Source organism: Luteimonas marina (assembly GCF_007859325.1).
Lineage (GTDB): Bacteria > Pseudomonadota > Gammaproteobacteria > Xanthomonadales > Xanthomonadaceae > Luteimonas > Luteimonas marina.
Genome location: NZ_VOHK01000007.1, coordinates 32,886 through 56,499, shown reverse-complemented (window position 1 = coordinate 56,499; position 23,614 = coordinate 32,886). Strand labels below are relative to the sequence as shown.

Below are 23,614 nucleotides of genomic sequence, written 5' to 3'. Positions count from 1 at the left end.
AATCGCGACCCTCGCTCCCGGCCCGCGACGGTTGCAGACAACCCCGGTTCAGCTGCGCCCGCCTCCGACAAAGTTCCGACGCCCGGGACCGGACGCTTTGCAGGGCATCGGGTTCCATCGCAAGGTCGAGGGCAATGCGCATTCTGGTCGTCGAGGACAACCGCAATCTGGTCACGAACCTGTTCGAGTACTTCGAAGTCCTCGGCCACATGCTCGACGTCGCGCCCGACGGCAGGACCGGCCTGCACCTGGCCGTCACCCAGACCTTCGACGCGATCGTGCTGGACTGGATGCTGCCGCGCATGGACGGGCACGAGGTGCTGAAGAACCTGCGGAGCGCCGGCATCGAAACCCCCGTGCTGATGCTGACCGCGCGCGACGAACTACCCGACAAGATCGCCGGGTTCCGCGCCGGCGCGGACGACTACCTGACCAAGCCCTTCGAACTGCCGGAGCTGGAAGTGCGGCTGGAAGCCCTGGTGGCGCGCGCGGGCAAGCGCGGGGGCGCGCGCGTGCTGCAGGTGGCGGACCTCGAACTGGACCTGGGCACGCTGGAGGTCACGCGCTCGGGCCGCTCGCTGCACCTGTATCCCGCCTGCAGGAAGCTGCTGGAGGTGTTGATGCGCTCCAGCCCGAACGCCGTGACCCGGGAACGGCTCGAATACGCCCTGTGGGGCGACAGCCCGCCGGACGGCGACATGCTGCGCTCGCATATCTACGAACTCCGGCGCAGCGTCGACGGCGAGTTTTCCGACAAGCTGATCCAGACGCTGCCCCGCGTGGGCTATCGCCTGGTCGCGCCGGGCGTTGCCGATGGCGACGGGGAAGCCGACCGATGACGCCCGCCAGGACCAGCCTGCGCCGCCGCATCCTGCTCGCCCTGCTCGGCTACATCGTCGTGCTGACGCTCGCGATCATGGCGCACGGCTACTTCGTCAACGAGCACGCAGAAGCGCTGGTCTGGCAAACCCTGCTCGACACCGAGATGGACCACATCATCGAGCAGCAGCAGCGCGACCCGTCCTACCGCTGGATCGACACCGACAGCATCTCGCTGTACGACGGCCGCACCGCCGCGCCGATCCCGCAGGAACTGCGCGACCTGCCCGCCGGCGTGTACGACGAGATCATGCTGGAGGGCGTGGAGAGCGTCGCGCTGGTGCGCACGGTCGACGGCCAGCCGGTCGTGCTGGCGCTGAACATCGCCGACCTGGAGCAGCGCGAGGCCGACATGTGGCTCACGGTCTTCGGTTCGACGGCGACGATGGTCCTGCTGCTGGGCTTGGTGACCGGCTGGAGCGTGAACCGGCTGGTCAGGCCGATCGCGACGATGGCCGGCAAGATCGGCGGCCTGCGCCCGGACCAGCCCGGCCAGCGGATCGACGTTCCCGACGAGGCCAGCGCGGAGCTGGTCATCATCGCCGACGCGCTCAACGACTACCTGCAACGCCACGACCGCTTCACCGAGCGCGAGCGCGCCTTCGTCGATACCGCAAGCCACGAGCTGCGCACGCCGATCGCCGTCATCGCCGGCGCGACCGAGATCGCGCTGCAGCAGCCGGACCTTCCCGGCGCGGCCCGCGGCCAGCTGTCGCGGATCCGGCGCACGGCGCGGGATGTCGAGCAGCTGATCTCGCTGCTGCTGGTGCTGGCGAAGGATCCGGCGCGGCTGCCGAAGACCAGCGACGTCGTCGCGCTCGACCAGCTGCTGCTGGAGATCGTCGAGGACCATCGCCACCTGACCCGCGACAAGGATCTCGTCCTCACCGTGGCCCCGCTGCCGTCGATCGAACTCCTCGCGCCGCTGCCGATCGTGCAGGCGGCCATCGGCAACCTGCTGCGCAACGCCATCGAGAACAGCGACAAGGGCGAAATCACGATCCGCCTGGAGGCGCCGGCCACCGTCGTCATCGACGACCCCGGCCACGGCATGACGCCCGAGGAGATCAGCGCGATCTATGCGCGCCTGGCCAGGGGCGGCGGCGATCGCGGCGGCGGCGGGATCGGACTCGAGCTGATCTCCAGGCTCTGCGAGCACCTGGGCTGGAAGCTGGAGCTGTATTCGGATCGCGCGCGCGGCACGACGAGCGTACTGACGCTGCGCTGAGTCGGGCGCGATCGGGGCGACACGAGTCCGTCATCCCCGCGAAGGCGGGTAGCGCTTTTCAACAGTCGAATGGCTGGTCATCCATTTGGCCTTGCGCAAAGGCGCTGGATCCCCGCCTTCGCGGGGATGACGAGAACGGAGTCGGGATCGGTTCAGCCATTCCGACAGTTGTCCGACACATGCGCCGCAAGACTGCCGCGATCGATTCCGCCGGTCCTTCGCGTGCTGCCGACATTGAAACCTTCGCATTGGCAGGCCGCGGCCTGGGTCGCACTGGTGGCGCTGGGCCTGGCCGCCGGCATCGGCATGCGCGAACCGATGCCGGCGGACGAACCGCGATTCGTCCTGTCGGCAAAGGCGATGGTGGAGAGCGGGTACTGGCTCGTTCCGCATCGCGGGCAGGAGTTCTATGCGGAGAAGCCTGCCGTCTTCATGTGGCTGCAGGCGGCCGCGTACACGCTGGTGCGCGACTGGCGCATCGCCTTCCTGCTGCCGTCGCTGCTGGCGGCGCTGGTCACGCTCTGGCTCACCTGGGACCTGGCGGCGCGGCTGTGGTCCAGGCGCATCGCCTGGCACGCCGCCGGCGCGCTGTGGGTCTGCCTCCAGTTCGGCCTGCAGGCCAAGCGCGGGCAGATCGACATGGTGCTGGTGGCGCTGACGACGCTGGCGCTGTGGGCCCTGCTGCGCCACCTGCTGGTCGCGCGCTCGCGCGGGCTGCTGTGGCTGGGCGCGTTCGCGGCCGGCTTGGGCACGGTGACCAAGGGCGTCGGCTTCCTGCCGCTGCTGGTACTGCTGCCCTGGGCGCTGCTGTCGCACCGGCGGGAAGCGGCCCTTCCCCGCACCGGATCGGCGCTGGACTGGCTCGGCGCCGGGTTCGCCTTCCTCGCGGGCACCGCCGTCTGGCTCGGACCGCTGCTGGCGACGCTGGCGCTCGATCCCGATCCGGCGCTGGAAAGCTATACGCGCGAACTGCTGTTCAAGCAGACCGGGGAGCGCTACGCCAATCCCTGGATGCACGTGCAGCCCTGGTGGTACTACCTGCAGGTCATCGCCACGCTCTGGCTGCCCGGCGCCCTGCTGCTGCCGTGGCTGGTGCCCGCTTGGTGGCGTCGCCTGCGGCGCATGGATCCGCGCCAGGTCCTGCTGCTGGGCTGGAGCGTGCTGGTGCTGGTCTTCTTCAGCCTGAGCCCGGGCAAGCGCGAGGTCTATATCTTCCCGGCTCTGCCCGCGCTGTGCCTCGCGGCTGCGCCCCTGCTCCCGGGGCTGTTGCGCAAACTTGGCGTACAGCGCGTGCTCGCCGCCTATCTCGCCGTCCTGTCGGGCCTGGCCACGATGGCCTCGATGGCGGCGCTGGCCGGCTGGAGCGACTGGGCGCGGCGCCTCGCCGCACAGCGCGAGATCCCGTGGTCGGACGAGCGCAGCCTCCTGCTCTGGCTGCTGACGCTCGGGTTTGCGGGCTGCGTCCTGCTCGCGGTGTTCGGCGCGCGCCGCATCGGCAACGCCCTGGTCCTGTTCACCTGCTGGCTCTGGGCGACGTGGGGACTTGGCTTCATGCCCGCCATCGATGCGTCCGGCTCGGCGCGGCAGATCATGGATCGCGCCGGGCAGGCCATCGGACCCGACGCGGAACTGGGCCTGATCGCCTGGCGCGAACAGAACCTCCTGCAAGCCGACCGACCGGTCGCCGAATTCGGCTTCAAGCGCCCTTGGCACGAGCAGTGGCGCGAGGCCGGCGACTGGGTCCGCGCCGCGCCGCGCCGGCGCTGGCTGTTCGTGCTCGGCGAAGCGCTGGGGCCCTGCGTCGACCGCGACAGGAGCCTCGCCATCGGGCAATCCAACCGCCGCAGCTGGCTGCTGGTTCCCGGAACCGCCGTCGCGGGCGACTGCACGACCCCACCGTTCCCGCAGGACCTGCCCGACCGTGAATAGGCCCGTTCCGCACAGGGTCGAACGGCCTGCGCTTTCCATCGTCGTGCCCACGTTCAACGAGCAGGACAACGTCGCGCCGCTGGTGCGCGAGATCCTCGCCTCGCTGCCGCGCGGCACGCTCGTGTTCGAAATCCTGTACGTCGACGATGGTTCGACCGACGACACGCTCGCCGTGCTCCATGCGCTGAAGGCGAAGGTGCCGGAACTGCGCATCATCCGGCATTCGGTCAACGCCGGCCAGAGCGCGGCGATCCGCACCGGGGTGAGGGCGGCGCGCGGCGAATGGATCGCGACGCTGGACGGCGACGGCCAGAACGATCCTGCCGACATCGCCAGACTCTGCACCGAACGCGACCGCTCGCCGCCGGAGGTGAAACTGTTCGCCGGCTGGCGCACACAGCGCAGGGACTCGCGCAGCAAGCGCTGGGCGTCGAAGTGGGCCAATGCCCTCCGCGGCCGCCTGCTGCGCGACGACACGCCGGACACGGGCTGCGGCATGAAACTGTTCGAGCGCGCGGCCTACCTCGACCTGCCGGCCTTCGACCACATGCACCGGTTCCTGCCGGCGCTCATGCAGCGCGCGGGCTGGAGAACCGCAAGCGTGCCGGTCAACCATCGTCCGCGCACGCGCGGCGCCTCCAAGTACAACAACCTCGACCGCGCCCTGGTCGGGATCAGTGACTTGCTCGGCGTGGCCTGGTTGATCAAGCGGGCGAAGTTTCCCGCCGCCGAGGAGCTGGGCTGATGTCGGCCGTGTCCCCGCTCAGCGCCTGAGCGCCAGCAGCACCAGCCCCGTGGTGATTAGGCCGATCCCCGCCCAGTCCCGGCCCGAAGGACGCTCGCCCAAGAACATGAAGGCGAACACCGCGACCAGCACGACGCTGAACTTGTCGATGGGCGCGACCTTGAATGCTTCGCCGATCTGCAGCGCCCTGAAGTAACAGACCCAGGACGCTCCCGCCGCGAACGCGGACAGCGCCAAGAACACCAGCGTCCGCGGCTGCAGGTCCAACGGGTTGGACCACTTCCCGGCGACCATCACGAAGGGCACCGCGATGATCGCGACGATGGCCGCCCTGATCGCCATCGCCAGGTCGGAGTCGACGCCCTTCACGCCCACCTTGGCGAGCACCGCGGTGATCGCCGCGAAGCATGCCGATAGCAATGCCCATACCAGCCAGTTCGGGGAAGACGGCATGGTGAAACCTCCGTTGATCGCAGCGATGCCGGCAGGCGGCGGGCGCAGCATCTCATGCCGGACGGTTCCGCGGCAGGCTGTCTCGGGGTCACGTCCATGATTGGCCATCCTCGGGAAGCCGCGCATCGACTGCAGCCCAAAAATCCGGAGCTTGCAGGAGCGGCTTCAGGGAACTTCTAAAAATCCAGAACTTGTCATTTCGAACGCAGTGAGAAATCTTGCTTTTCAAGCGCTTGGATTTCTCGCTACGCTCGAAATGACAGTTTTGGAGGTTCCCTTCAGCCACGACCGCATGTTCGACGGGACCGGATACGGTCGCGCTGGAAGCCGCTCCTGCAAAAGAGGTGTGGATCAGTGGCCTGTTGCCCGCGGCTCGAACAGCAGGTCGTGGTAGTCGTAGCTGAAGTCGGCCGTCGGCGAGACCGCCTTCATCGTAATCCGCGCGACCTTGCCCCCGGCGTCCAGCGCGAAGGTCACGTAGGCCGGTTCGATCGACGCGTCGTCCCAGTCGGCGCGGAAGGTGTCGTACTGCCAGTGGGTCAGCGTGCCCTGCATGTCCGGCGTCTGCCGGAAATCGATGCGCAGCCTGCCACCGCGCTCGGCGATGGCGATCGGGCCGTACCATGCGTCGGCGTAGTCGCCGGTGTAGCCCGCCAGCGGCAGCGAGGGACGCGACGCCTTGCGCACCTGCTTGCCCATCGCCTCCAGCGCAGCAAGACCGCCTTCGAGGCGCTGCCGGTTCCACTGCGTGAACGCCGCCACCCAGTCGCGCGGTTCGAAGCCGAGGTAGTGGTCGAGCAGTTCGTAGCCCAGGCCGCGCAGCACCTCCACGTCCTCGGCGTTGACCTGCAGCGCGATGCCGAGGTTGCGCTCGGGCACCAGCACCACGTAGGCCAGCACGCCGAACACCGCGCCGCCGTGCTGCACGACCTTGACGCCGCGGTAGTCCTGCACGTTCCAGCCCAGCGCGTAGCCGGAGAACTGCGGCGTGATGTCGGCGATCGGCGCCGGGAACGGACGGATCGGCACCGGCACCTGCGGGGTCCACATCTCGCGTGCGTTCGCCTCGCTCCACAGCCGCTTGCCCTCGCCGCCCGGCGCGGCGCCGAGCGCGAGCTGCGCCTGCAGCCAGCGCGCGAAGTCGTTCGCGCTCCACGACAGCCCGCCGGCCGGCGCGCCGACCTGCCCCAGCCCTTCGCGCTCGGGCAGCAGTTGCTGCGCGCCGAGGCCGCGCAGGCGCGGGTCGAGGCGCGCATGCGGCTGCGCGCGGTTTTCGGTGTTGAAGCGGTCGTCCTCGTGGCTGGTCGCGGTGCGCATGCCCAGCGGCGCGAAGATGCGCTCGCGCACGAAGCTTTCCCAGTCCTGCCCGCTGACCGCGGACACCAGCTCGCCGGCGACGATGTAGAGGATGTTGTCGTAGGCGTAGCCGCTGCGGAAGCTGGTCGCCGGCTGGATGTGGCGCAGCGCGCGCACGATGTCGGCGCGGCTGCGCGAGCTGCGCGGGATGAACAGCAGGTCGCCCGCGCCGAGGCCGAGGCCGCTGCGATGCAGCAGCAGGTCGCGCACGGTCATCTCGCGCGTCACCCAGGCGTCATACATGCGGAAGTCGGGCAGGTGGTCGATGACCCGGTCGTCCCAGCCCAGCCTGCCTTCGTCGACGAGGATCGCCAGCGCCGCCGCGGTCACCGCCTTGCCGGTGGAGCCGGTGGGAAAGATGGTGTCGGCGTCCACGGCTTCCGGCGACCCCAGCCGGCGCACGCCGTAGCCCTTCGCGTGCACGATCTCGCCGTTCTCGACGATCGCGATCGCCATGCCCGGCACGTCGCGCGAGCGCATCGCCTGCTCCACGCGCGCGTCGAAGCCTTCCGGCGGCGCGGCGAAGGCAGCCAAGGCGAACAGGGATCCCGCTGCGATCGCGACGGCGCGCAGGCATTTCGAAATCACGGCCATCGGTTTCTCCTCCGCCACAGCAGCCACAGGCCCCAGGTCATCAGCGGCAACACGTAAATCGCCAGGAAATACCAGGTCAGCGTGCCGTAGCCCTTGGCGATCAAATCGACCAGTCCGACCGCGGTCGCGGCGTACACCGCGACCAGCATCACGCCGACCGCGAGCGCCGGGCGCAGCGAACGCGGCATGGGCCTGCGCCGCTCTTCCCATGCGTTCGCGACCCGCTCGTTGATCGCGTGCAGCAGGGCCACGCCGGTATCCACCAAGGTCAACATCACCGCGATCTGGAACGCCCACTCGAACCACGGCGCCTGCAGCTTCGCCAGCAGGAAGGCCGAAGGCAGGGCCTCGTCGCCGATCTCGTGGTACCAGCCCATCATCGCGATGTAGAACACCACGCCCGGCAGCATGCCCAGCGGCCCGGCCAGCGCGCCGGCGGCCAGCGCCTCGCGGCGGCGCCCGAAGTGGCGCACGCAGAACAGGACCGCGGGAATGGTGGCGACGTTGTAGCCGGCGTAGGTCACGCCGGCCTTGAACCAGCCGCCCTCGACCGGCACCGAGGCGAAATTCGCGTCGATGCGGTCGCCGAACGCCACCACAGCCCAGACCACGAACACGAAGTAGACCAGGTACAGGTAGCCGACCGACGCGACCAGGAACTTCTCGATCGCGGCCGAGCCGAAGAACAGCATGGCGCCGGTGGCGGCGATCATCGCCAGCGAGCCCGCCAGCCGCGGCAGGCCGAACAGGCTGAAGGCGATCTCCCCGGCCGCCGCGCCCATCACCGCCATGATCACGAGCATCAGCAGGACATAGCCGATCTCGAACGCGAACCAGCCGCGGCCGAGCAGCAGCTTGAAGAACGCCCGGTAGTCGTAGGCGCGCGCGACCCGGGCCAGCTCGAAGCTGAGCATCAGCACGACGCTCCACACCAGCATGCTCACCGCCATGCCGAGCAGGCCTCCCCACGGGCCGGCCGGCAGGAAGAACTCCACCAGTTCGCGCCCGGTGGCATAGCCGCCGGCGATCACCGCCGCCTGGAACACGAAGCCCGGCAGCAGGTAGCGCTGGAACCAGGTGGAGGCCGGCGTCATGCGAGGCAGGCGTCGACCAGCCGCGCGAAGGCCTCGCCGCCGCGCATCGGGTCGGCCACGGGCAGGCCGAGGCGCGCGGCGGTGTCCGCGATCGCGCGTTGCGCGGCCTCGAAGTCGAGCGCGCCGGTGTTGAGGCTGACGCCGGCGCAGCGAATCGCGGGATTGGTGCGCGCGCCGAGCCGCAGCGCGAGTTCGATCGTCTCCTCGATCGACGGCAGGGCGTAGTGCGGATGGCCGAGCACGCGCTCGCGGCCGTGCTCGTGGCAGACGACGATCACGTCGGGCTGGCTGCCGTGCAGCAGCGACAGCGACACGCCCGCATAGGCCGGATGCGACAGCGAGCCCTGGCCTTCGATCACGTCCCAGTGCGCGGGATCGGCGTCGGGCGACAGCGTTTCCGCTGCGCCCGCAGCGAAATCCGCGACCACCGCGTCCATCGGCACGCCGGCGCCCGCGATCAGGATGCCGGTCTGCCCGCTGGCGCGGAACTGCGCGTCGACGCCGCGCCCGCGGAATGCGCGCACCAGCGACAGAGCGGTGTATTTCTTGCCCAGCGCGCAATCGGTGCCGACGGTGAGCAGGCGCCGCCCGGTGCGCTTGCGGCCGCTGGCGATCGGCAGCGCCGATGGCGGCTCGCGCACGTCGATCAGGCACCGCCCATGCACCACCGCGGCGTTGCGCAGCGGCTCGATGCCCGACAGCCGCGCGTGCATGCCGCCGATCAGGTCCAGCCCCGCGTGCAGGGCCTCGAGCAGCGACGGCAGCCACGCGGGCGGGATGCGCCCGCCGGGATTGGCGACGCCGATCACCATCGAGCGCGCGCCCAGCATGCGCGCCTGCGCCGGCGTCAGCGACGGCAGGCCGGCACTGACCGTGGCGCCGGCGCAGGCGAACTCGCCGACGCAGCGCTCGCTCGCCCAGTCGCGCAGGCCGAACGCGGTCTTGGCGTAGCCGGCCTCGGTGGTGTCGCCGAGGAACAGCAGGTAGGGCTGCGGCAGCGTTTCGGCTTCGCGTAGCGTCGGAGCGGCGGTCTGCATGCGGTGGCGCTCGGGTCCTTGAACCTCTAACAGATGTCGCAGGTGTCACGGATGTCATTCCGACCCCGGACTTGATCCGGGGGAGGAATGACAATCATCGTGTGTCGCTCGGATCAGAAGCGGTAGTCGAATTCGAGGCCGAAGGTGCGGGGCTGGATCGGCACGGCGGCCAGCTGCACGCGCGCGCCGGTGAGTTCGTTGTCGGCGGACGAGATCGACGACCAGCCGTCCTCGCCGGTGACGTTGTTGACGTAGGCGCGCAGCTCCCAGCGGCCGCGGCCGAAGCCGGCGTACAGGTCGAGCGCGCGATAGCCGTCGATTTCCACCGGCGGCGTCACGACTTCCTGCAGCACCGTCGACGGATCGCCCGGCGCGGTCACGCGCTGGCGTTCGGTGGTGTTGTTGACGCGATCACCGGTCCAGCGCAGGGCCGCGCCCACCTGGCCGTTGAAGCCGGCGCCGGTGGTGAAGACGTATTCCGCGGTCGCCGACCACGACCATTCCGGCACGTAGGGCATGCGGTCGCCGGCCAGGCCGGTGTTGAGGACCACGTCGTAGCCTTCCTGCGGGATCACGGTCGACTCGAAATCGTTCTTGATCCTGGCCTTGGTGTAGGCGCCGTTGAGCCCGAGCACCAGGTTGTCCGTCGCGCGGAACCGCGACGACAGCTCCAGGCCCTCGCTGCTCGCCTCGCCGCCGTTGACCAGGCCACCGATGCCGTTGAACGAGGCGCCCACCTGGATGTCGTCCCATTCGATCCGGAACGCGGACACGTCGAGCGTCACCCGGCGATCGGCGAACTGCGACTTCAGCCCGATCTCGTAGCTGTCGAGCATCGACGAGTCCACGCTCGGCGGCATGCCGGGCACCGCCACGTTCGGGCCGCCCGGCTGGTAGCCGCTGGCGGCGCGCGCGTACAGCATCACGTCCTGCGAAAGCTGGAACTGCGGGCTCAGGCTCCAGGTGAACACGTCCTCGCTGGACTCGCCCGGCGCCTCGCCGATCGGCACCAGGATGCCGGCGGTGGTGTTCTGGCTGAACCACTGGTCGTTGCGTGCCTGGCGGATGCCGGCATCGAGCTTGAAGCGTTCGCCGATGCGCCAGGAGCCGTTGGCGAACAGCGCGAGTTCCTCGTAGGTGCTCGGCATCTCCAGCAGCGCGAGCGTGCCGAACATCCCGTCGAACGGCGCCGGCAGCGGCGCACCGTCGAGTTGCCCCAGCCAGGCGAACTGGCTCTGCAGCGCGTCCTCCTTCGTATAGAACACGCCGACCATCCACTCGAAGCGTCCGCCGCTCTTCGAGGTCAGGCGGAACTCCTGCGTGACCTTGTCGAGGTCGTAGCCGTAGCGCACGAACGAGCTGCCCGGGTCCGGCAGGCCCAGCATCAGGTTGGAAATCTCGCCGAACTGGATGGTCGAATCGACCTGGTCGACCGTCCGGGTCTCCGACCAGCCGGTCGCGGACACGAAATCGCCCCAGCCCAGGTCCCACTCCAGGCCCAGCGAGGCCAGCGTCAGGTCCTTGGAGAACGGCTGCCGCTGCCAGGTCCGGCCGGTGAACTCGCCGAACAGCGGCGCGCCCGATTCCGGGTCGAGCGCGACCGTGGCGCGGTCGCTGGCGTGGATGCGCTGCTGCAGCAGCGACAGGTTGAGGTCGAAGGCGTCGCCGTCCCACCACAGCGCCGCGCGCGCACCGGTCTGCTCGGCGCCGTTGATGTCCTGGCGGCCGTCGACGACGTTGTCGGTATAGCCCGGCAGCTCGTTGCGCGCGAAGCTCAGGCGCAGGCCGAGGCGATCCTCCTGCAGCGGCAGGCTGGCGCCGAACCGTACGTTCCAGCCGCTGTCGCCGTCCTGCACCGAGCGCAGGCCGAGGCCGATGCGGAACTCGTCGCCGGCCAGTTCCGGCGCGCGGGTCACGTACTTGAGCAGGCCACCGACCGCGCCCGCACCATAGAGCGTGCCCTGCGGCCCGCGCAGCACCTCGACGCGGCTGATGTCGTAGGGCAGCAGGTCGAGCATCAGCCCGTTCGCGCCCTGGTAGATGCCGCTGGAGCCGACCGGGACCTCGTCGATGTAGGTCGCCACGGTCGCGCTGGGGGACAGCGCGGAGATGCCGCGCAGCGAAACCGAGGTCAGGCCCGGCGTACCGCTGCTCTGCACCTGCATGCCGGGGATCAGCGCGGCGTAGTCGGTCAGCGAGCTGGACCCCATGTTCTCGAGCTGGCGCTCGCCGATCACGCTGATCGAGGCGCCGACCTCGCGGATGTTCTCGACGCGCTTGTTGGCGGTGACCACCACGGTGTCGAGCATGGCCGCGTCGGCCTGCGCGGCGGACGGCGGCGCATCGGCGCCGGGACTGTCCTGGGCGACCACGGGCGCGGCGGCGGCCAGCGCCAGCGTGCTGGCGATCGCGAGGGAAAGCGGCGAGCGGTACCACGGGCGTGCGGACTGGAACGCGTTCATCTCTGGTCTCCCCGGGCGAGTCGGCGGCATTGGCGGATCCGTCCGGTCCGCTCCCCCGTCAGGGCACGCGCACCGGACATCCTGATCGGGGATCATGATCCTAATCAGAAAATTGTCAACACGTTCGGAAAATTGCTTTCGGCCTGCTCTTGCTCCCTCCCCCGCTTGCGGGGGAGGGCTGGGGCGGGGGCGCCTTTCGCGAAGAACGCTCGGCGCTGCGCGCCTCGCGCCCCCATCCCAACCTTCCCCCGCAAGCGGGGGAAGGGGCTAAAAGCAGGGGCCTACAGCTCGTCGCTCCCCCGCCATCCCGGCCCCCGCACCACCCGCCCCGGCGTCGCGCCGGTGTGCTCGCCGTCGCGCAGCACCTGCACGCCGTTGACGAAGACATGGGCGACGCCGGTGGCGTACTGCTGCGGCTTGGCATAGGTGGCGTGGTCGGCGATCGTGGCCGGGTCGAACACCACGATGTCGGCGAAGCAGCCCGGCTGCAGGCAGCCGCGATCCTGCAGCTTCCAGTTCGCGGCCGGCAGCCCGGTCAGGCGATGGATGCCCTGCTCCAGCGGCATCAGCCCGCGCTCGCGCACGTAGTGCCCGAGGAAGCGCGCGACGTTGCCGTAGGCGCGCGGATGCGTGCTCGATTTCAGGAACACGCCTTCGGGCGCGGAGGATTCCGCATCCGAGCCCAGGCTCGTCCACGGCTGCTTCAGGCCCAGCTCTACGTTCTCCTCGCTCATCAGGAAGTAGGCCGCGCCCACGCGCGAATCGTCCTCGACGATCAGGTCGAGCACGGTCTCCTCCGGCGAGGCGCCGCGCTCGCGCGCCACGTCCTCCAGCGTGCGGCCGGTCAGCGGCTTGAGCGCTTCGTTGCGGAAGTCGATCAGCAGCACGCGATCGTCGGCGCCGGCGAGCAGGCGCAGGTTCTCCCAGTCGACGTGTGGATCGCGCATCTCCGCGACCACGCGCGTGCGGATCGCGGGGTCCTTCAGCCGCGCCACCATGGCCGCGTGTCCTCCCGCCTGCACCCACGGCGGGAGCGCGGCGGTGAGGCCGGTGGCGCCGGCGGTGTAGGCGTACATGTTCGCGCCGACGGGCAGGCCTTCCGCGCGCGCGGCGTCGATCCTCGCGATCGCCTGCGCCATCTTCGGCCAGTTCTTCTCGCCCGCGGCCTTGAGGTGGTAGGCCTCGGCGCGCTGTCCGGTGGCGCGCGCGATGGCGATGGTCTCGTCGAGCGCCTCAAGGAAGCGGTCGGCCTCGCTGCGCATGTGCGCGACGTAGCCGCCGCCCGACTCGGCCGCGGCCTGCGCCAGCGCAACCAGCTCGGCCGAATCCGCGAACGCCGCCGGCGGATAGATCAGCGAACTGCCGACGCCGAGCGCGCCTTCGGCCATCGCCGCGCGCACGAGGTCCTGCATGCGCGCCAGCTGCGCAGCGTCCGGCTTGACGTCGTCCTCGCCCAGTTCGTGGATGCGCACCGTGGTCGCGCCGACGAAGGACGCCACGTTCGGGGTGACGCCGCGCTTCACGAGATGATCGAGGTATTCGCCGAGCGTGGTCCACTCGATCGGATAGCGGATGTCGCCCTGCTGCCTGATCGCATCGGCCTTCATGCGCGCGTTGAGCGGCCCCATCGACCAGCCCTCGCCGAAGATCTCCAGGGTGACGCCCTGCTTCGTGTCACCCATGCCGCGGCCGTCGGCGATCAGCGAATCGACCGCCCAGCTCAGTACGTTGATGAAGCCCGGCGATACCGCGCGCCCCTGCGCGTCCAGCACCTGCGCGGCGGAAGCCGCGCTGCCGGCGGGCAGCAGCGCGGCGATGCGGTCGCCGTTCACTGCCACGTCGACGCGCAGCGGCGCGGCGCCGCTGCCGTCGTAGACGGTGCCGTTGCGGATCAGCAGGTCGTAGCGCTGCGAAGGTGCGTCGGCCGCCGGCGTCGTACTGCAGGCGGCAAGGGCGAGGGCGAGCAGGGCGAGCGTGAGGCGCGGCATGGTCTGGACTCCTTGGAGCATGAAGACAAAGTCAGCCTTGTCATTCCTCCCTCGGACTTGATCCGGGGGAGGAATGACACTGGTGTGGTGTCCCGCAAGCTTCCTGTACCGTCATCCCCGCGAAAGCGGGGATCCATGGACCTTGCTTTCAATGGGCTAACGTCCATGGATTCCCGCTTTCGCGGGAATGACGGATGAATTTTCTTGCGGGGCATCGCATCGTGGTTCGTGGCAATTCGGTTCATGACAGCGTACGAATCGGCCGGTCCAGCCGCCACAGCAGCGCGGCCGCGACCACCGCCAGCCCCGCCAGCAGCAGGAAGAAGCCGGCATGGCTCGCCTTCGACCACAGCGTGCCGACCACGCCGGCCAGCAGGCTGCCGCTGAAGACGGCGAGGAACCACGACGCGACCGTGGTCGCGCCGAGGCGCTGCGGCGCGAGCTTCGCGAACAGGCCCAGGCCGGTCGGCAGGATGTACAGCTCGCCGAGGGTCAGGATCACGAAGAACGCCACCAGCCAGGCCCAGCCCACGCGCGCCTCGCCGGCCAGCGCGGCCACGGCGGCCAGCAGCACGTAGGCGGCCGCGACGATCAGCGCGCCGATCGCCATGCGCATCGCCGGCGAGGTCTCGCGGCCGGCGGCGGCGCGGCGGCGCCAGGCCATCAGCAGCAGCGGCGTCATCGAGATCACCAGCAGCGGGTTGAGCGACTGGAACCAGGTCATCGGGATCGTGAGCCCGCCCAGGGTGCGATCCACGCCGGTGTCGATCCACAGCGGCAGGGTGTTGCCGATCTGCTCGTAGGCGCCGCGGAAGATGGTCGCGGCGATGCCGACGCCGAGCAGCAGCCACCACACCCGGCGATGGTTGCGGCGCGCGTCCTGCGCAGCGACGGCGGGCGCCGCGCGACGCTGCAGCTCCGGCGGCAGGTAGCGCCGCCCCGCAATGTAGATCACCAGGCCCGCGAACATGCCCACGCCCGCGGCGCCGAAGCCGTAGTGCCAGCCGTAGAGCTCGCCGAGCGTGCCGCACACCAGCGGCGCGAGGAAGCCGCCGATGTTCAGGCCCACGTAGTAGACGTTGTACGCGCGCCCGCGGCGCGGATCGTCGGCGGCGTAGAGGTCGTTGATCTGGCTCGGCAGGCTGGGCAGGAACAGGCCGTTGCCGAGCGCGATTGTCGCCAGCGCCAGGTAGAACATCGGCTCGAACGCCATCACGAAGTGGCCGAAGGCCATGATGCTGCCGCCCAGGATCACCGCATTGCGCTTGCCCAGCCAGCGGTCGGCGATCGCGCCGCCGAGGATCGGCGTGAAGTACGCCATCGCGGTGTAGGTGCCGTAGATGAAGGACGCCTTCTCCTGCGCGAACAGCAGCTGCTTGGTCATGTAGTAGACCAGCAGCGTGCGCATGCCGTAGTAGGAGAACAGCTCCCACATCTGGGTCAGGAACAGGATCGTCAGCCCGCGCGGCTGGCCGAACCAGGTCTTGTCGGCCGCCGAATTCACGGCGCGGCCTTCGGCCCCCAGACCTCGTCACCGCAGAAGACATGGCCATCCTCGTAGCGCACGGACGGGCTGCGGTCGCGCGCGAGGAAGATCGGGCCGTCGAGGTCGACCACGTCGCAGCACTGCCCCAGCACGAACGCCGGCGCCGCCGCCAGGCTGGTGCCGCACATGTTGCCGACCATCACCCGCTTGCCCAGTTCGCGCGCGCGTTTCGCCATCAGCAGGCCCTCGGTCAGGCCGCCGCACTTGTCGAGCTTGATGTTGACCACGTCGAAGTGGCGGTGGCGCGCCTCGAGTTCGGCGAGGTCGAGGATGCTTTCGTCGGCGGCGAACGGCACCTCTCGCTCGATGCCGTCGAGTTCGTCCTCGCGGCCGCGGGCGCAGGGCTGTTCGAGCAGCGAGACGCCCGCTTCGACCAGCACCGCCAGCAGCGACGGCAAGCGGTCCGCGCTGTAGCCCTGGTTGGCGTCGACGCCGATCCACGCCTCCGGGCAGCGCGCGCGCACCGCGCGTACGCGTGCAGCGTCGAGCTCCGGTTCACCGGTGAGCTTGAGCTTCAGCGCGCGCGCCTGCGTGTAGGCGGCCGCGTGCCCGGCCATCACCGCCGGATCGTCCGCACCGACGGTGAACGTGGTCAGCAGCGGGCGCACGCCGTCGAGGCCGGCGAGCTTCCACACCGGCACGCCCGTGCGCTGCGATTCGAGCTCCCACAGCGCGGCGTCGAGTGCATTGCGCGCGCCGCCGGCCGGCAGCAGCGCGCGCAGCGTGTCGCGATCCAGGCCCGCCTCGATGCGCGGCCGCAGGGCTTCGAGCGTCGCCAGCATCGTGTCGGGATGGTCGTCGTTGTAGTACACGCCCGCCGCCTCGCCGCGCCCGACGTGCGCGCCATCGCGCAGCGTCACCACGGTGGCCGGCATCGCCGTGAACACATGGCCGGCGATGCGGAACGGCGCCGCCATCGGCAGCGGTTCGTTGTGCAGTTCGAGGGTGATGGGCACGGCTTCACGCGCTCCCGGATGGACGATGGAGGATGGACGTCGGCGGTCATTGTTCTGCCCCCGCAGGAGCGGGTCCGGGGCCGCATGGTCGCGGCCCCGCATCGATCAGTAATTCGCGCCGAAGCCGATCACGTGGTTCGCAAAACCGATCCACAGCAGGAACAGGCAGGCCAGCGCCAGCAGCAGCGCCCACAGCTTGGCCAGCAGGCGGCGGGGATGGCGCAGCACGTGCCAGGCGTTCCACACAGCGACCGCGGCGCCCAGCGGCAGCACGATCGTGGCGAACAGGCGCAGCGCGATGATCGTCCCGTCGGTGTCGGGGCTGGTCATTTCCAGCTTGCCCAGCATCGCCACCACCAGCGCCAGCACGCCGCCCATCGCCGCCAGCACCAGCAGCGCGGCGATGCGCACCAGGCGATGCGCTCGCGCATCGGCGCCGGCGAGTCGGTACGGCACGCCGTAGTAGCGACGCACCAGCGCCGACACCGGCCAGGCCAGGACCGTCAGCAGCAGCACCACCAGGCTCGCGACCAGCAGCGGCATCGCCAGCGACTGCCACCCCGACAGGCGCTGGAACACCATGATCGGCGCGTAGGGCTCCATGCTGAAGCGCGTGACGCGGCCGTCGACGACGTCGGCGGCGAGCCGGTCGGTGCTGTTGGTGTCCTGCCACACCCAGGGCTCGACCTCGCGCCACTTCTTCGGCGCGCCGCCCGGTCCGAGCGCCAGCGTCACGCTGATCGTGCCGTCCTCGTTGGGCACCACCTTGACCGGCCCCAGCAGGTTGGCCAGCGACACGAAGTTGCTGTCCGGGCGCCGGCTGCTGGTGTAGGTGCCGGCGATCTGCTGCGCATGCAGCTTCGCGTCCTCGTCGGAAACGCCCGCCGGTTGCGCCGGCGCGCCGGGCAGGTAGCGGTCGGCGAATCCGCGCGACAGCGCGTAGCGGATGTGTCCCGTCGCGCCGTCGCGCCCGGAGCTGTTCATCGACACGAACAGGCCGATGCCATCGTCGGGGAACAGCTGCAGGTCGCTGTGGAACCACTGCGTGTCGCCGCCGTGCGAGATCGCGCGATGGCCGTTCACCGAGGTCTCGTAGAAGCCGAGCATCATCCGGTTGAGCGGGCCGACCGAGGCCTGCCCGGTCTCGTGCATCTGCTTCGCGGTCGCCTCGCCGAGGATGCGCGCGTCGCCGAACGCGCCGTCCTGCAGGTGCGCGATCATGAAGCGCGCCATGTCGGCGCCGGTCGCCGCCAGGCTGCCCGCGGGCGCGAGGCTGATGAACTCGTAGTCCTTCGGCTCGCCTTCCGAGGCCTTGGCGTAGCCCCTGGACATCTTCTCCAGCAGTGCCGGCGGCAGCGGCTGGCGGAAACTGGAATGCGCCATGCCGAGCGGCGCGAAGATGTGGCGCTCGATGTAGTCGTCGAAGGTTTCGCCCGACACGCGCTCGACGATGTAGCCCGCCAGTGCGGTCGCGTAGTTGGAATAGGCCGGCGTCGTGCCGGGCGAGTGGATGCACTCGGGCACCCAGCGCCTGAGCGCATCGCCCAGCGGCGTGATCTCGTCCTCGCGCGCGGTGATCAGCGCGCGGATCTGCTCCTCGAAGCCGGCGGTATGGGTCAGCACCTGGCGCAGCGTCGCCGGCTCGCCGTCGCGCGGCGGGATTTCAAAGTCGATGTACTGGTTGAGGTCGGCGTCGAGGTCGAGCTTGCCCTGCTCGACCAGTTGCATCACCGCGGTCCAGGTGAACAGCTTCGACACCGAGCCGGGGCGGAACAGCGTCGCCTCGGGGTCGACCGGCGCGCGCGTGGCCAGGTCGGAATGGCCATAGCCCTTCTGCAGCAGCACCTCGCCGTCCTTGACCACGACCACCACGGCGCCGGCGATGTCGCCCGCGGCCAGCGCGTAGGGGAAGAAGCCGTCCAGCCAGGCCTCGGCGTCGGCGCGCGTCAGCACGGGCGTGCCGGTGCCGGCGGCCGGTCCGGTGGCCACGGGTGCGGCCGGATCCACGGGCGCCTCGGTCGGCGCAACGGTCGCGGGCACGACCGACGCCTCCTGCGCCACCAGCGGGAAGGCCAGCACGGCGGAAAGCAGGGCTCCGCACAGGATCTGGGGAATCGCGCGCATCGAACGGTCTCCGGGCTGTGGCTCTGGCTGTCGACGGACCGGCATCGCAGCCGGTGCCGCGCACGCCGGGTTATCCTGATTTGGCGATAATGATCCCAATCAGAGAATTGTCAACCAGTGCCGAAAGTCCCGCCGCACGGCCCGGAGCCGCCTGCCGGCGTCCCACCCTTCCCAGCGATCGCCCGCTGAGGCGATGATGATCCTGCACAGGACAGACCGGCCTGTCGCGGACGTTCCCCAGGAGACCCGGCAAGGATGACTGCGCCCCACCCCACCATCGGCGGCCTGCTGCGCTCGCTGCGCGCGCGCAAGGGCTGGACGCTCAAGCAGATGAGCGAACACGCCGGCATCCCGCTCTCGACCCTGTCCAAGGTGGAGCACGACCGGCTCACGCTCACCTACGACAAGCTGCTGCAGCTCAGCCAGCGCCTCAACCTGCGCATGTCCGAGCTGTTCGCCGAGCAGGCCGAAGCGCCCGAGCCGGCGGTGACCGCGCGCCGCAGCATCGGCCGTATCGACGACGCGATCCGCGTCACCACCCCCAACTACGACTACTACTACCTGTGCCCGGAACTGCGCCGCAAGCGCATGATCCCCGTGCTCACCCGCGTGCGCGCCAAGAGCATCGAGGAATTCGGCGAACTGGTGCACCACTCCGGCGAGGAATACATCCACGTGCTCGAAGGCCGCATGGAAGTGCACACCGAGTTCTACGACCCGATCGTGCTCGAGACCGGCGAATCGGTCTACATCGACTCCAACATGGGCCACGCCTACATCGCCGCCGAAGGCTGCGACGAAGTGCTGCTGCTGGGCGTGTGCTCGAGCGCGGACGAACAGCTGATGGAGTCGCTGCTCACCCTGCACGGCGACGAGAACGCCGCGCGACAGGGCAAGGCCACGCGCCTGGAGGCGCCGCCGGCGAAACCCGCCCGGCGGGTCGCGAAGAAAAAACCGGCCGGGAAATAGCGGCGCGCTGGTCGGAGATCCGGGCCAGCCAGGATTCGCGAAGCTTCCATCGCCGTTCGTTGCGCCGCCCGGCATCGCAGGCGCCACGACCTTGCCTCAGCGGGCACTCCCTTGCCGTCGCGCCGCCGATCGTCGTGGATGACACCAGCCATGTGGTTCATCCAGTCGCGCACCATCCTCCACGAGTGCGCCGGGCTGACCTGGACTGTTCCGGGCGGGCGCCCTCAGCGGCACAGCCCGTAGCCACGGCCCCCGAAGGCTTGCCATGCATGAGGATCGGTGCGGCGCAGGCCTAACCTGGCACGGGGATACCGGCTGCGGACAGCCTGGCCACAAGCGGCGCCAGCTGTTCGCGATACCTGCGTGAACTGTGGATCGAGCGATTGTGCACGGGCTCGCGCACTTGCGCGGCACTGGCGGAGGCGAACACGGTCTTCCCTTCCGGGATTTCAAGCGCGGCCGGATTCCAGTCCAGGCCGCACCAGTCGTACATGCGGCGGGACTGGTTCTCGGTATCGGTCACCAGGTCTTCGTACCGCACGTCGAGGATCTGCCCCGGCATCACCTCGTGCCAATGCCGCATCACCTGATGGTAGGTGATGTAGTACCTGGCCAGGTCATCCAGGTCGTAGGAATAGTGATAGGCGTTGAACAGCAAGGTCTTGAACACCGCGTAGCAGCTGTCCAGCGGATCGCGCACGAGATGGATGATCTTCGCCTTGGGCAAGGCCTTGCGGATCATGCCGCAGTACAGGAAGTTGAGCGTCATCTTGTCGATGAACACGGGGCTGCCGCCGGCGCCCTCGCGCGCGCCGCGCATGTATTCGCGCCCCAGCGCGGCGAAGTCGGCTTTCAGCGAAGCCGCGGCCGGCACCAATGCCGGTTCGTCTTCCAGTGCCTGTTGCGCGGCCATGCGGACCAGGTTGGCAATGTCCGACAATTCGCCGGCGGACGTCACGACGCCGGACTGCACCAGCAGGCGCTCGGCCAGCGTCGTTCCGCTGCGGGGCATGCCGACGATGAAGATCGCGCCCTCTTCGTCGTGCCCCGCGCAGGGCGCGGCCATTGCCTCGGCGTCATAGGCATCGCAGATCGCCTGCATCGCCGCGCATTCATCCGCCACGTCGTATCGCAGCGTGGCCCGCTTCTTCGCCGCGCCTGCAGCCAGCGCGGCGAAGGATTCCTCGTGCCTGTCGAGATCCCCCAGTTCCTTGGACAGGGCATACAGCGCCGACGCTTCGTCGTCCGCCCGCCGAAAACCTTCCCGCAGCCGGCGCTCGATGTCCTCGACGTGGTTGCGCTCCTGCGTCTGTCGCCGCAGCGTGGCGCGCAGGTAGAGCGCTTGCGCGGCCTGCGGGGCGACCGAGATGGTCCTGTCGAGATCGAGTTCGGCCCTTTCGGGATCGCCGCTGAAGAACCGCGCCACGGCCATGTCGTAAAGCAGGCCGGGGTGGTCGCCGACCAGGGCGTGCGCCTTTTCGAAGTACCTGATCGCGTCGGCCTGCAGGTTGGTCTTGTAACAGAGATCGCCGAGTTGCCAGTAGAGATGGCCGTTGCCGTCGGCCTGCGCGGCTACTTCCGCCGCCAATGCCCGAACCCCGGCACGACGGCGCATCTTCTGCACCAGCAGGCGCGCTCTCTTGATCTTGAGGAAGGGATTGCCCTGGCTTGCCGTGATCGCCCTGTCGAGCATCTCCAGCGCCGCCGGCGGGTCGTCATTGGCGAGGCCGGCGTCGGCGGCAAACACCAGCACATGGGCATTGTCGGCATGGGTGGCGGCCAGCCGATCGCCCAGCTCCACCGCTTCGTCGATGCGACCCTGGACCAGGAGATGGTAGCCCCGCGCCACCTCCTGCTCGAGCGGGGACCTTGCGCGGGCACGACTCTCGGTTCTGCTCATCAGCCATTCGGACGGGTTGGGGGCGAGAGTGTATCGAAACGGGCTCAGGGCACCTTTCAATCACCGTGCGGTCTGATCCTGGCAGCGCCTCCGGGCGCGCCTGCCTGGCGTTCGAGTTGCGGGCCAGAACACGCTGGGCCCCACAGGGCGCCCGGGCGCGCGAACCAAGGTCAAGCCCGGGGCGCGGCCGTTGACCCGCGCAGCATCAAGCTGAAATCCAACGTCTGCTGATGCGGCACGTCCGCTGCCTCGATGATGGCGAGCAGGAGGTTGACGGCGCGAACGCCGATGTCCCGCATGGGCTGGCTGATCGTCGTCAGCGGCGGGGTGAGATAGCGCGACGAGGCTAGGTCGTCGAAGCCGACGATCGAAAAGTCCTCCGGCACGCGGACGCCCAGGTCCCGGCACGCGGCGAGCACGCCCAGCGCCATCTGGTCGCTGAAGCAGAACGCGGCGGTCGGGGCGGAGGCGTGGCCCAGCAGCTTTCCTGCAGCGGCATGGCCGGATTCCACCGAAAAGTCGCCCGGGACGATCGTCAGCAGACGCAAGCGGCCTCGCGCCCTGGCGGCGGCCCTGGCGCCTTCCAGCCGCTGCTGATGCAGGGGATTGTCGGGAGGGCCACCCACCACGGCGATCCGCTCGTGCCCCAGTCCATACAGATGCTCCATCGCGGTGCGCGCGGCGGCGGCGTTGTCGATGTGGACGCTGGGAATGCCCAGCGCCGGATCGAACTCGCAACCGTTGACCACCGGCGCGGTGGCGCCGAGCTGCCGGACGATGTCCCGCGCCGTGGGCGGAAGCCGGTGCCCGAGGACGATCATGCCGTCGGCTTCGTTGCGCGGAAGCATCTGCGCGTAGCGTTCCTCCCGCTCCGGCTGGTGCTGGGTATCGCCGAGCAGGACGGCGTAGCCGGCCGCCTGCGCGGCGTCTTCCGCGCCCTGGAGGATCTGCGCGAAGAACGGATTGGCGATGTCCGGGACCGTGATCAGGATCCTGCCGCTGCGCTGGGTCTTGAGCGTCCTGGCCACCGCATTGGGGACGTAGCCCAGCGCGGCGGCCGCCTGCTCGATGCGCTTGCGCGTGGCCGGCAGGACCTTCTCCGGTCGCGACAGCGCGCGGGAGACGGTGCCTGCCGAGACGCCGACCTGCCTCGCGATGTCGTAGATGGTTGCCATGTCCCTGCCCTGCGGTCCTCGGTGCGGTGCACAACGCGTGTCGCGGATGTCCCATGCTAGGATAATGCAATCGATTGCATCGAAGCGGATCGCCATGCGAACACTCCAGGGTCCGGCGCTGTTCCTGGCGCAGTTCATCGGCGACAAGCCGCCGTTCGATCGCCTGGACACCCTGGCCGAATGGGCCGCCGGGCTCGGCTATTCCGGCGTGCAGGTGCCGACCAGCGCACCGCACATCTTCGATCTCGTCCAGGCCGCGCAGAGCCAGACCTACTGCGACGACGTCGCCGGCACACTGGCCCGGCACGGCATCCGGATCACCGAACTGTCCACGCACCTGCAGGGCCAGCTGGTCGCCGTCCATCCGGCCTACGACACCCTGTTCGACGGGTTCGCCCCGCAGGAAAAGCGCGGCGATCCGGCAGCCCGCCAGGCCTGGGCCGTCGAGCAGGTGACGCTGGCGGCGAAAGCCAGCCAGCGCCTGGGGCTCACGGCGCACGCCACGTTTTCCGGTGCGCTGGCCTGGCCCTACTTCTATCCCTGGCCGCAGCGGCCCGCGGGACTGGTGGAAGAAGCCTTCGCCGAACTCGGCCGCCGCTGGCGTCCGATCCTCGATGCCTTCGACGCCTGCGGCGTGGACCTGTGCTACGAGATCCATCCGGGCGAGGACCTGCACGACGGCGCAACCTTCGAGCGTTTCCTCGACGCCGTCGACCACCATCCGCGTGCGAAGATCCTGTACGACCCCAGCCACCTGCTGCTGCAGCAGATGGACTACCTGGGCTTCATCGACCGCTACCACGACCGGATCGGCATCTTCCACGTCAAGGACGCCGAATACCGCGCCGATGCGCGTAGCGGCGTCTACGGCGGCTACGGCAACTGGATCGACCGTCCCGGCCGGTTCCGTTCGCCGGGCGACGGCCAGGTCGACTTCAAGGCGATCTTCTCCAAGCTGGCCCAGTACGACTTCCCGGGCTGGGCCGTGCTGGAGTGGGAGTGCTGCCTGAAGCATCCGGAGGACGGCGCGCGCGAGGGCGCGGCCTTCATCCGCGAGCACATCATCCGCGTGACCGAGCACGCGTTCGACGACTTTGCCGGCAGCGGCGCCAGCCCGGAAGCGCTGCGCGGCCTGCTGGGGCTTTGAATCCAGACCGCCTGATCCGAACGCCGACCTGG

General features: G+C 69.5%; 17 protein-coding genes. 6 read left to right on the top strand and 11 right to left on the bottom strand.

What is annotated here, in order from left to right; genetic code table 11:
• The first annotated feature begins 134 nt into the window (after positions 1 to 134).
• The 4 genes from FQY83_RS15440 (at position 135) to FQY83_RS15425 (ending at position 4,781) form a co-directional block, all read left to right on the top strand.
• Positions 135 to 839, top strand: coding sequence for a response regulator transcription factor (locus FQY83_RS15440; RefSeq protein WP_146388878.1), 705 nt, complete (start codon positions 135 to 137; stop codon positions 837 to 839).
• Entirely contained in the window at positions 836 to 2,107 is a 1,272-nt protein-coding gene (locus FQY83_RS15435) for a sensor histidine kinase (RefSeq protein ID WP_146388877.1), read from the top strand. Before FQY83_RS15440 ends, FQY83_RS15435 begins: the two co-directional genes overlap by 4 nt.
• 192 nt (positions 2,108 to 2,299) lie before the next feature.
• Complete coding sequence (locus tag FQY83_RS15430) at positions 2,300 to 4,036, top strand: ArnT family glycosyltransferase (RefSeq protein WP_425478670.1); 1,737 nt, start codon at positions 2,300 to 2,302, stop codon at positions 4,034 to 4,036.
• Complete coding sequence (locus FQY83_RS15425; RefSeq protein ID WP_238333522.1) at positions 4,029 to 4,781, top strand: glycosyltransferase family 2 protein; 753 nt, start codon at positions 4,029 to 4,031, stop codon at positions 4,779 to 4,781. Before FQY83_RS15430 ends, FQY83_RS15425 begins: the two co-directional genes overlap by 8 nt.
• 18 nt (positions 4,782 to 4,799) lie before the next feature.
• On the opposite strand, the gene FQY83_RS15420 is transcribed toward FQY83_RS15425, so the two are convergent.
• The 9 genes from FQY83_RS15420 to FQY83_RS15380 all read right to left on the bottom strand — a co-directional run bounded on the left by FQY83_RS15420 (position 4,800) and on the right by FQY83_RS15380 (position 18,391).
• Positions 4,800 to 5,285 carry an EamA family transporter gene (locus FQY83_RS15420; protein WP_425478668.1) on the bottom strand — a complete coding sequence of 162 codons (486 nt, stop codon included), beginning with the start codon at positions 5,283 to 5,285 and terminating at the stop codon, positions 4,800 to 4,802.
• A 300-nt stretch (positions 5,286 to 5,585) separates the two neighbouring features.
• Complete coding sequence (locus tag FQY83_RS15415; RefSeq protein ID WP_146388875.1) at positions 5,586 to 7,184, bottom strand: serine hydrolase; 1,599 nt, start codon at positions 7,182 to 7,184, stop codon at positions 5,586 to 5,588.
• A complete protein-coding gene (locus FQY83_RS15410) occupies positions 7,175 to 8,278 on the bottom strand; it encodes a YkvI family membrane protein (protein ID WP_146388874.1) in 1,104 nt (367 codons plus the stop codon). Before FQY83_RS15410 ends, FQY83_RS15415 begins: the two co-directional genes overlap by 10 nt.
• A complete protein-coding gene (locus FQY83_RS15405) occupies positions 8,275 to 9,315 on the bottom strand; it encodes an N-acetyltransferase DgcN family protein (RefSeq protein WP_146388873.1) in 1,041 nt (346 codons plus the stop codon). The genes FQY83_RS15410 and FQY83_RS15405 overlap by 4 nt, the downstream gene beginning before the upstream one ends.
• A 113-nt stretch (positions 9,316 to 9,428) precedes the next feature.
• Entirely contained in the window at positions 9,429 to 11,777 is a 2,349-nt protein-coding gene (locus tag FQY83_RS15400; protein WP_158636535.1) for a TonB-dependent receptor, read from the bottom strand.
• 281 nt (positions 11,778 to 12,058) lie between these two features.
• Positions 12,059 to 13,765, bottom strand: coding sequence for an N-acyl-D-amino-acid deacylase family protein (locus FQY83_RS15395; RefSeq protein ID WP_146388871.1), 1,707 nt, complete (start codon positions 13,763 to 13,765; stop codon positions 12,059 to 12,061).
• 241 nt (positions 13,766 to 14,006) lie between these two features.
• Entirely contained in the window at positions 14,007 to 15,269 is a 1,263-nt protein-coding gene (locus FQY83_RS15390; protein ID WP_146388870.1) for a peptide MFS transporter, read from the bottom strand.
• Positions 15,266 to 16,267, bottom strand: a complete 1,002-nt coding sequence (locus tag FQY83_RS15385; protein WP_238333521.1) for a dipeptide epimerase — start codon at positions 16,265 to 16,267, stop codon at positions 15,266 to 15,268. Before FQY83_RS15385 ends, FQY83_RS15390 begins: the two co-directional genes overlap by 4 nt.
• 105 nt (positions 16,268 to 16,372) lie before the next feature.
• Entirely contained in the window at positions 16,373 to 18,391 is a 2,019-nt protein-coding gene (locus FQY83_RS15380; RefSeq protein ID WP_146388868.1) for a serine hydrolase domain-containing protein, read from the bottom strand.
• A 255-nt stretch (positions 18,392 to 18,646) separates the two neighbouring features.
• Here FQY83_RS15380 and FQY83_RS15375 point away from each other — a divergent pair, with 255 nt between their 5' ends.
• Complete coding sequence (locus tag FQY83_RS15375) at positions 18,647 to 19,360, top strand: helix-turn-helix domain-containing protein (RefSeq protein ID WP_146388867.1); 714 nt, start codon at positions 18,647 to 18,649, stop codon at positions 19,358 to 19,360.
• A 292-nt stretch (positions 19,361 to 19,652) separates the two neighbouring features.
• On the opposite strand, the gene FQY83_RS15370 is transcribed toward FQY83_RS15375, so the two are convergent.
• Both FQY83_RS15370 and FQY83_RS15365 read right to left on the bottom strand, forming a co-directional pair.
• Complete coding sequence (locus FQY83_RS15370) at positions 19,653 to 21,320, bottom strand: tetratricopeptide repeat-containing sulfotransferase family protein (protein ID WP_158636534.1); 1,668 nt, start codon at positions 21,318 to 21,320, stop codon at positions 19,653 to 19,655.
• Between the two features lie 110 nt (positions 21,321 to 21,430).
• Positions 21,431 to 22,435, bottom strand: coding sequence for a LacI family DNA-binding transcriptional regulator (locus FQY83_RS15365; RefSeq protein WP_146388865.1), 1,005 nt, complete (start codon positions 22,433 to 22,435; stop codon positions 21,431 to 21,433).
• A 94-nt stretch (positions 22,436 to 22,529) separates the two neighbouring features.
• Here FQY83_RS15365 and FQY83_RS15360 point away from each other — a divergent pair, with 94 nt between their 5' ends.
• Positions 22,530 to 23,582 carry a sugar phosphate isomerase/epimerase family protein gene (locus FQY83_RS15360; RefSeq protein WP_146388864.1) on the top strand — a complete coding sequence of 351 codons (1,053 nt, stop codon included), beginning with the start codon at positions 22,530 to 22,532 and terminating at the stop codon, positions 23,580 to 23,582.
• Positions 23,583 to 23,614 lie beyond the last annotated feature (32 nt).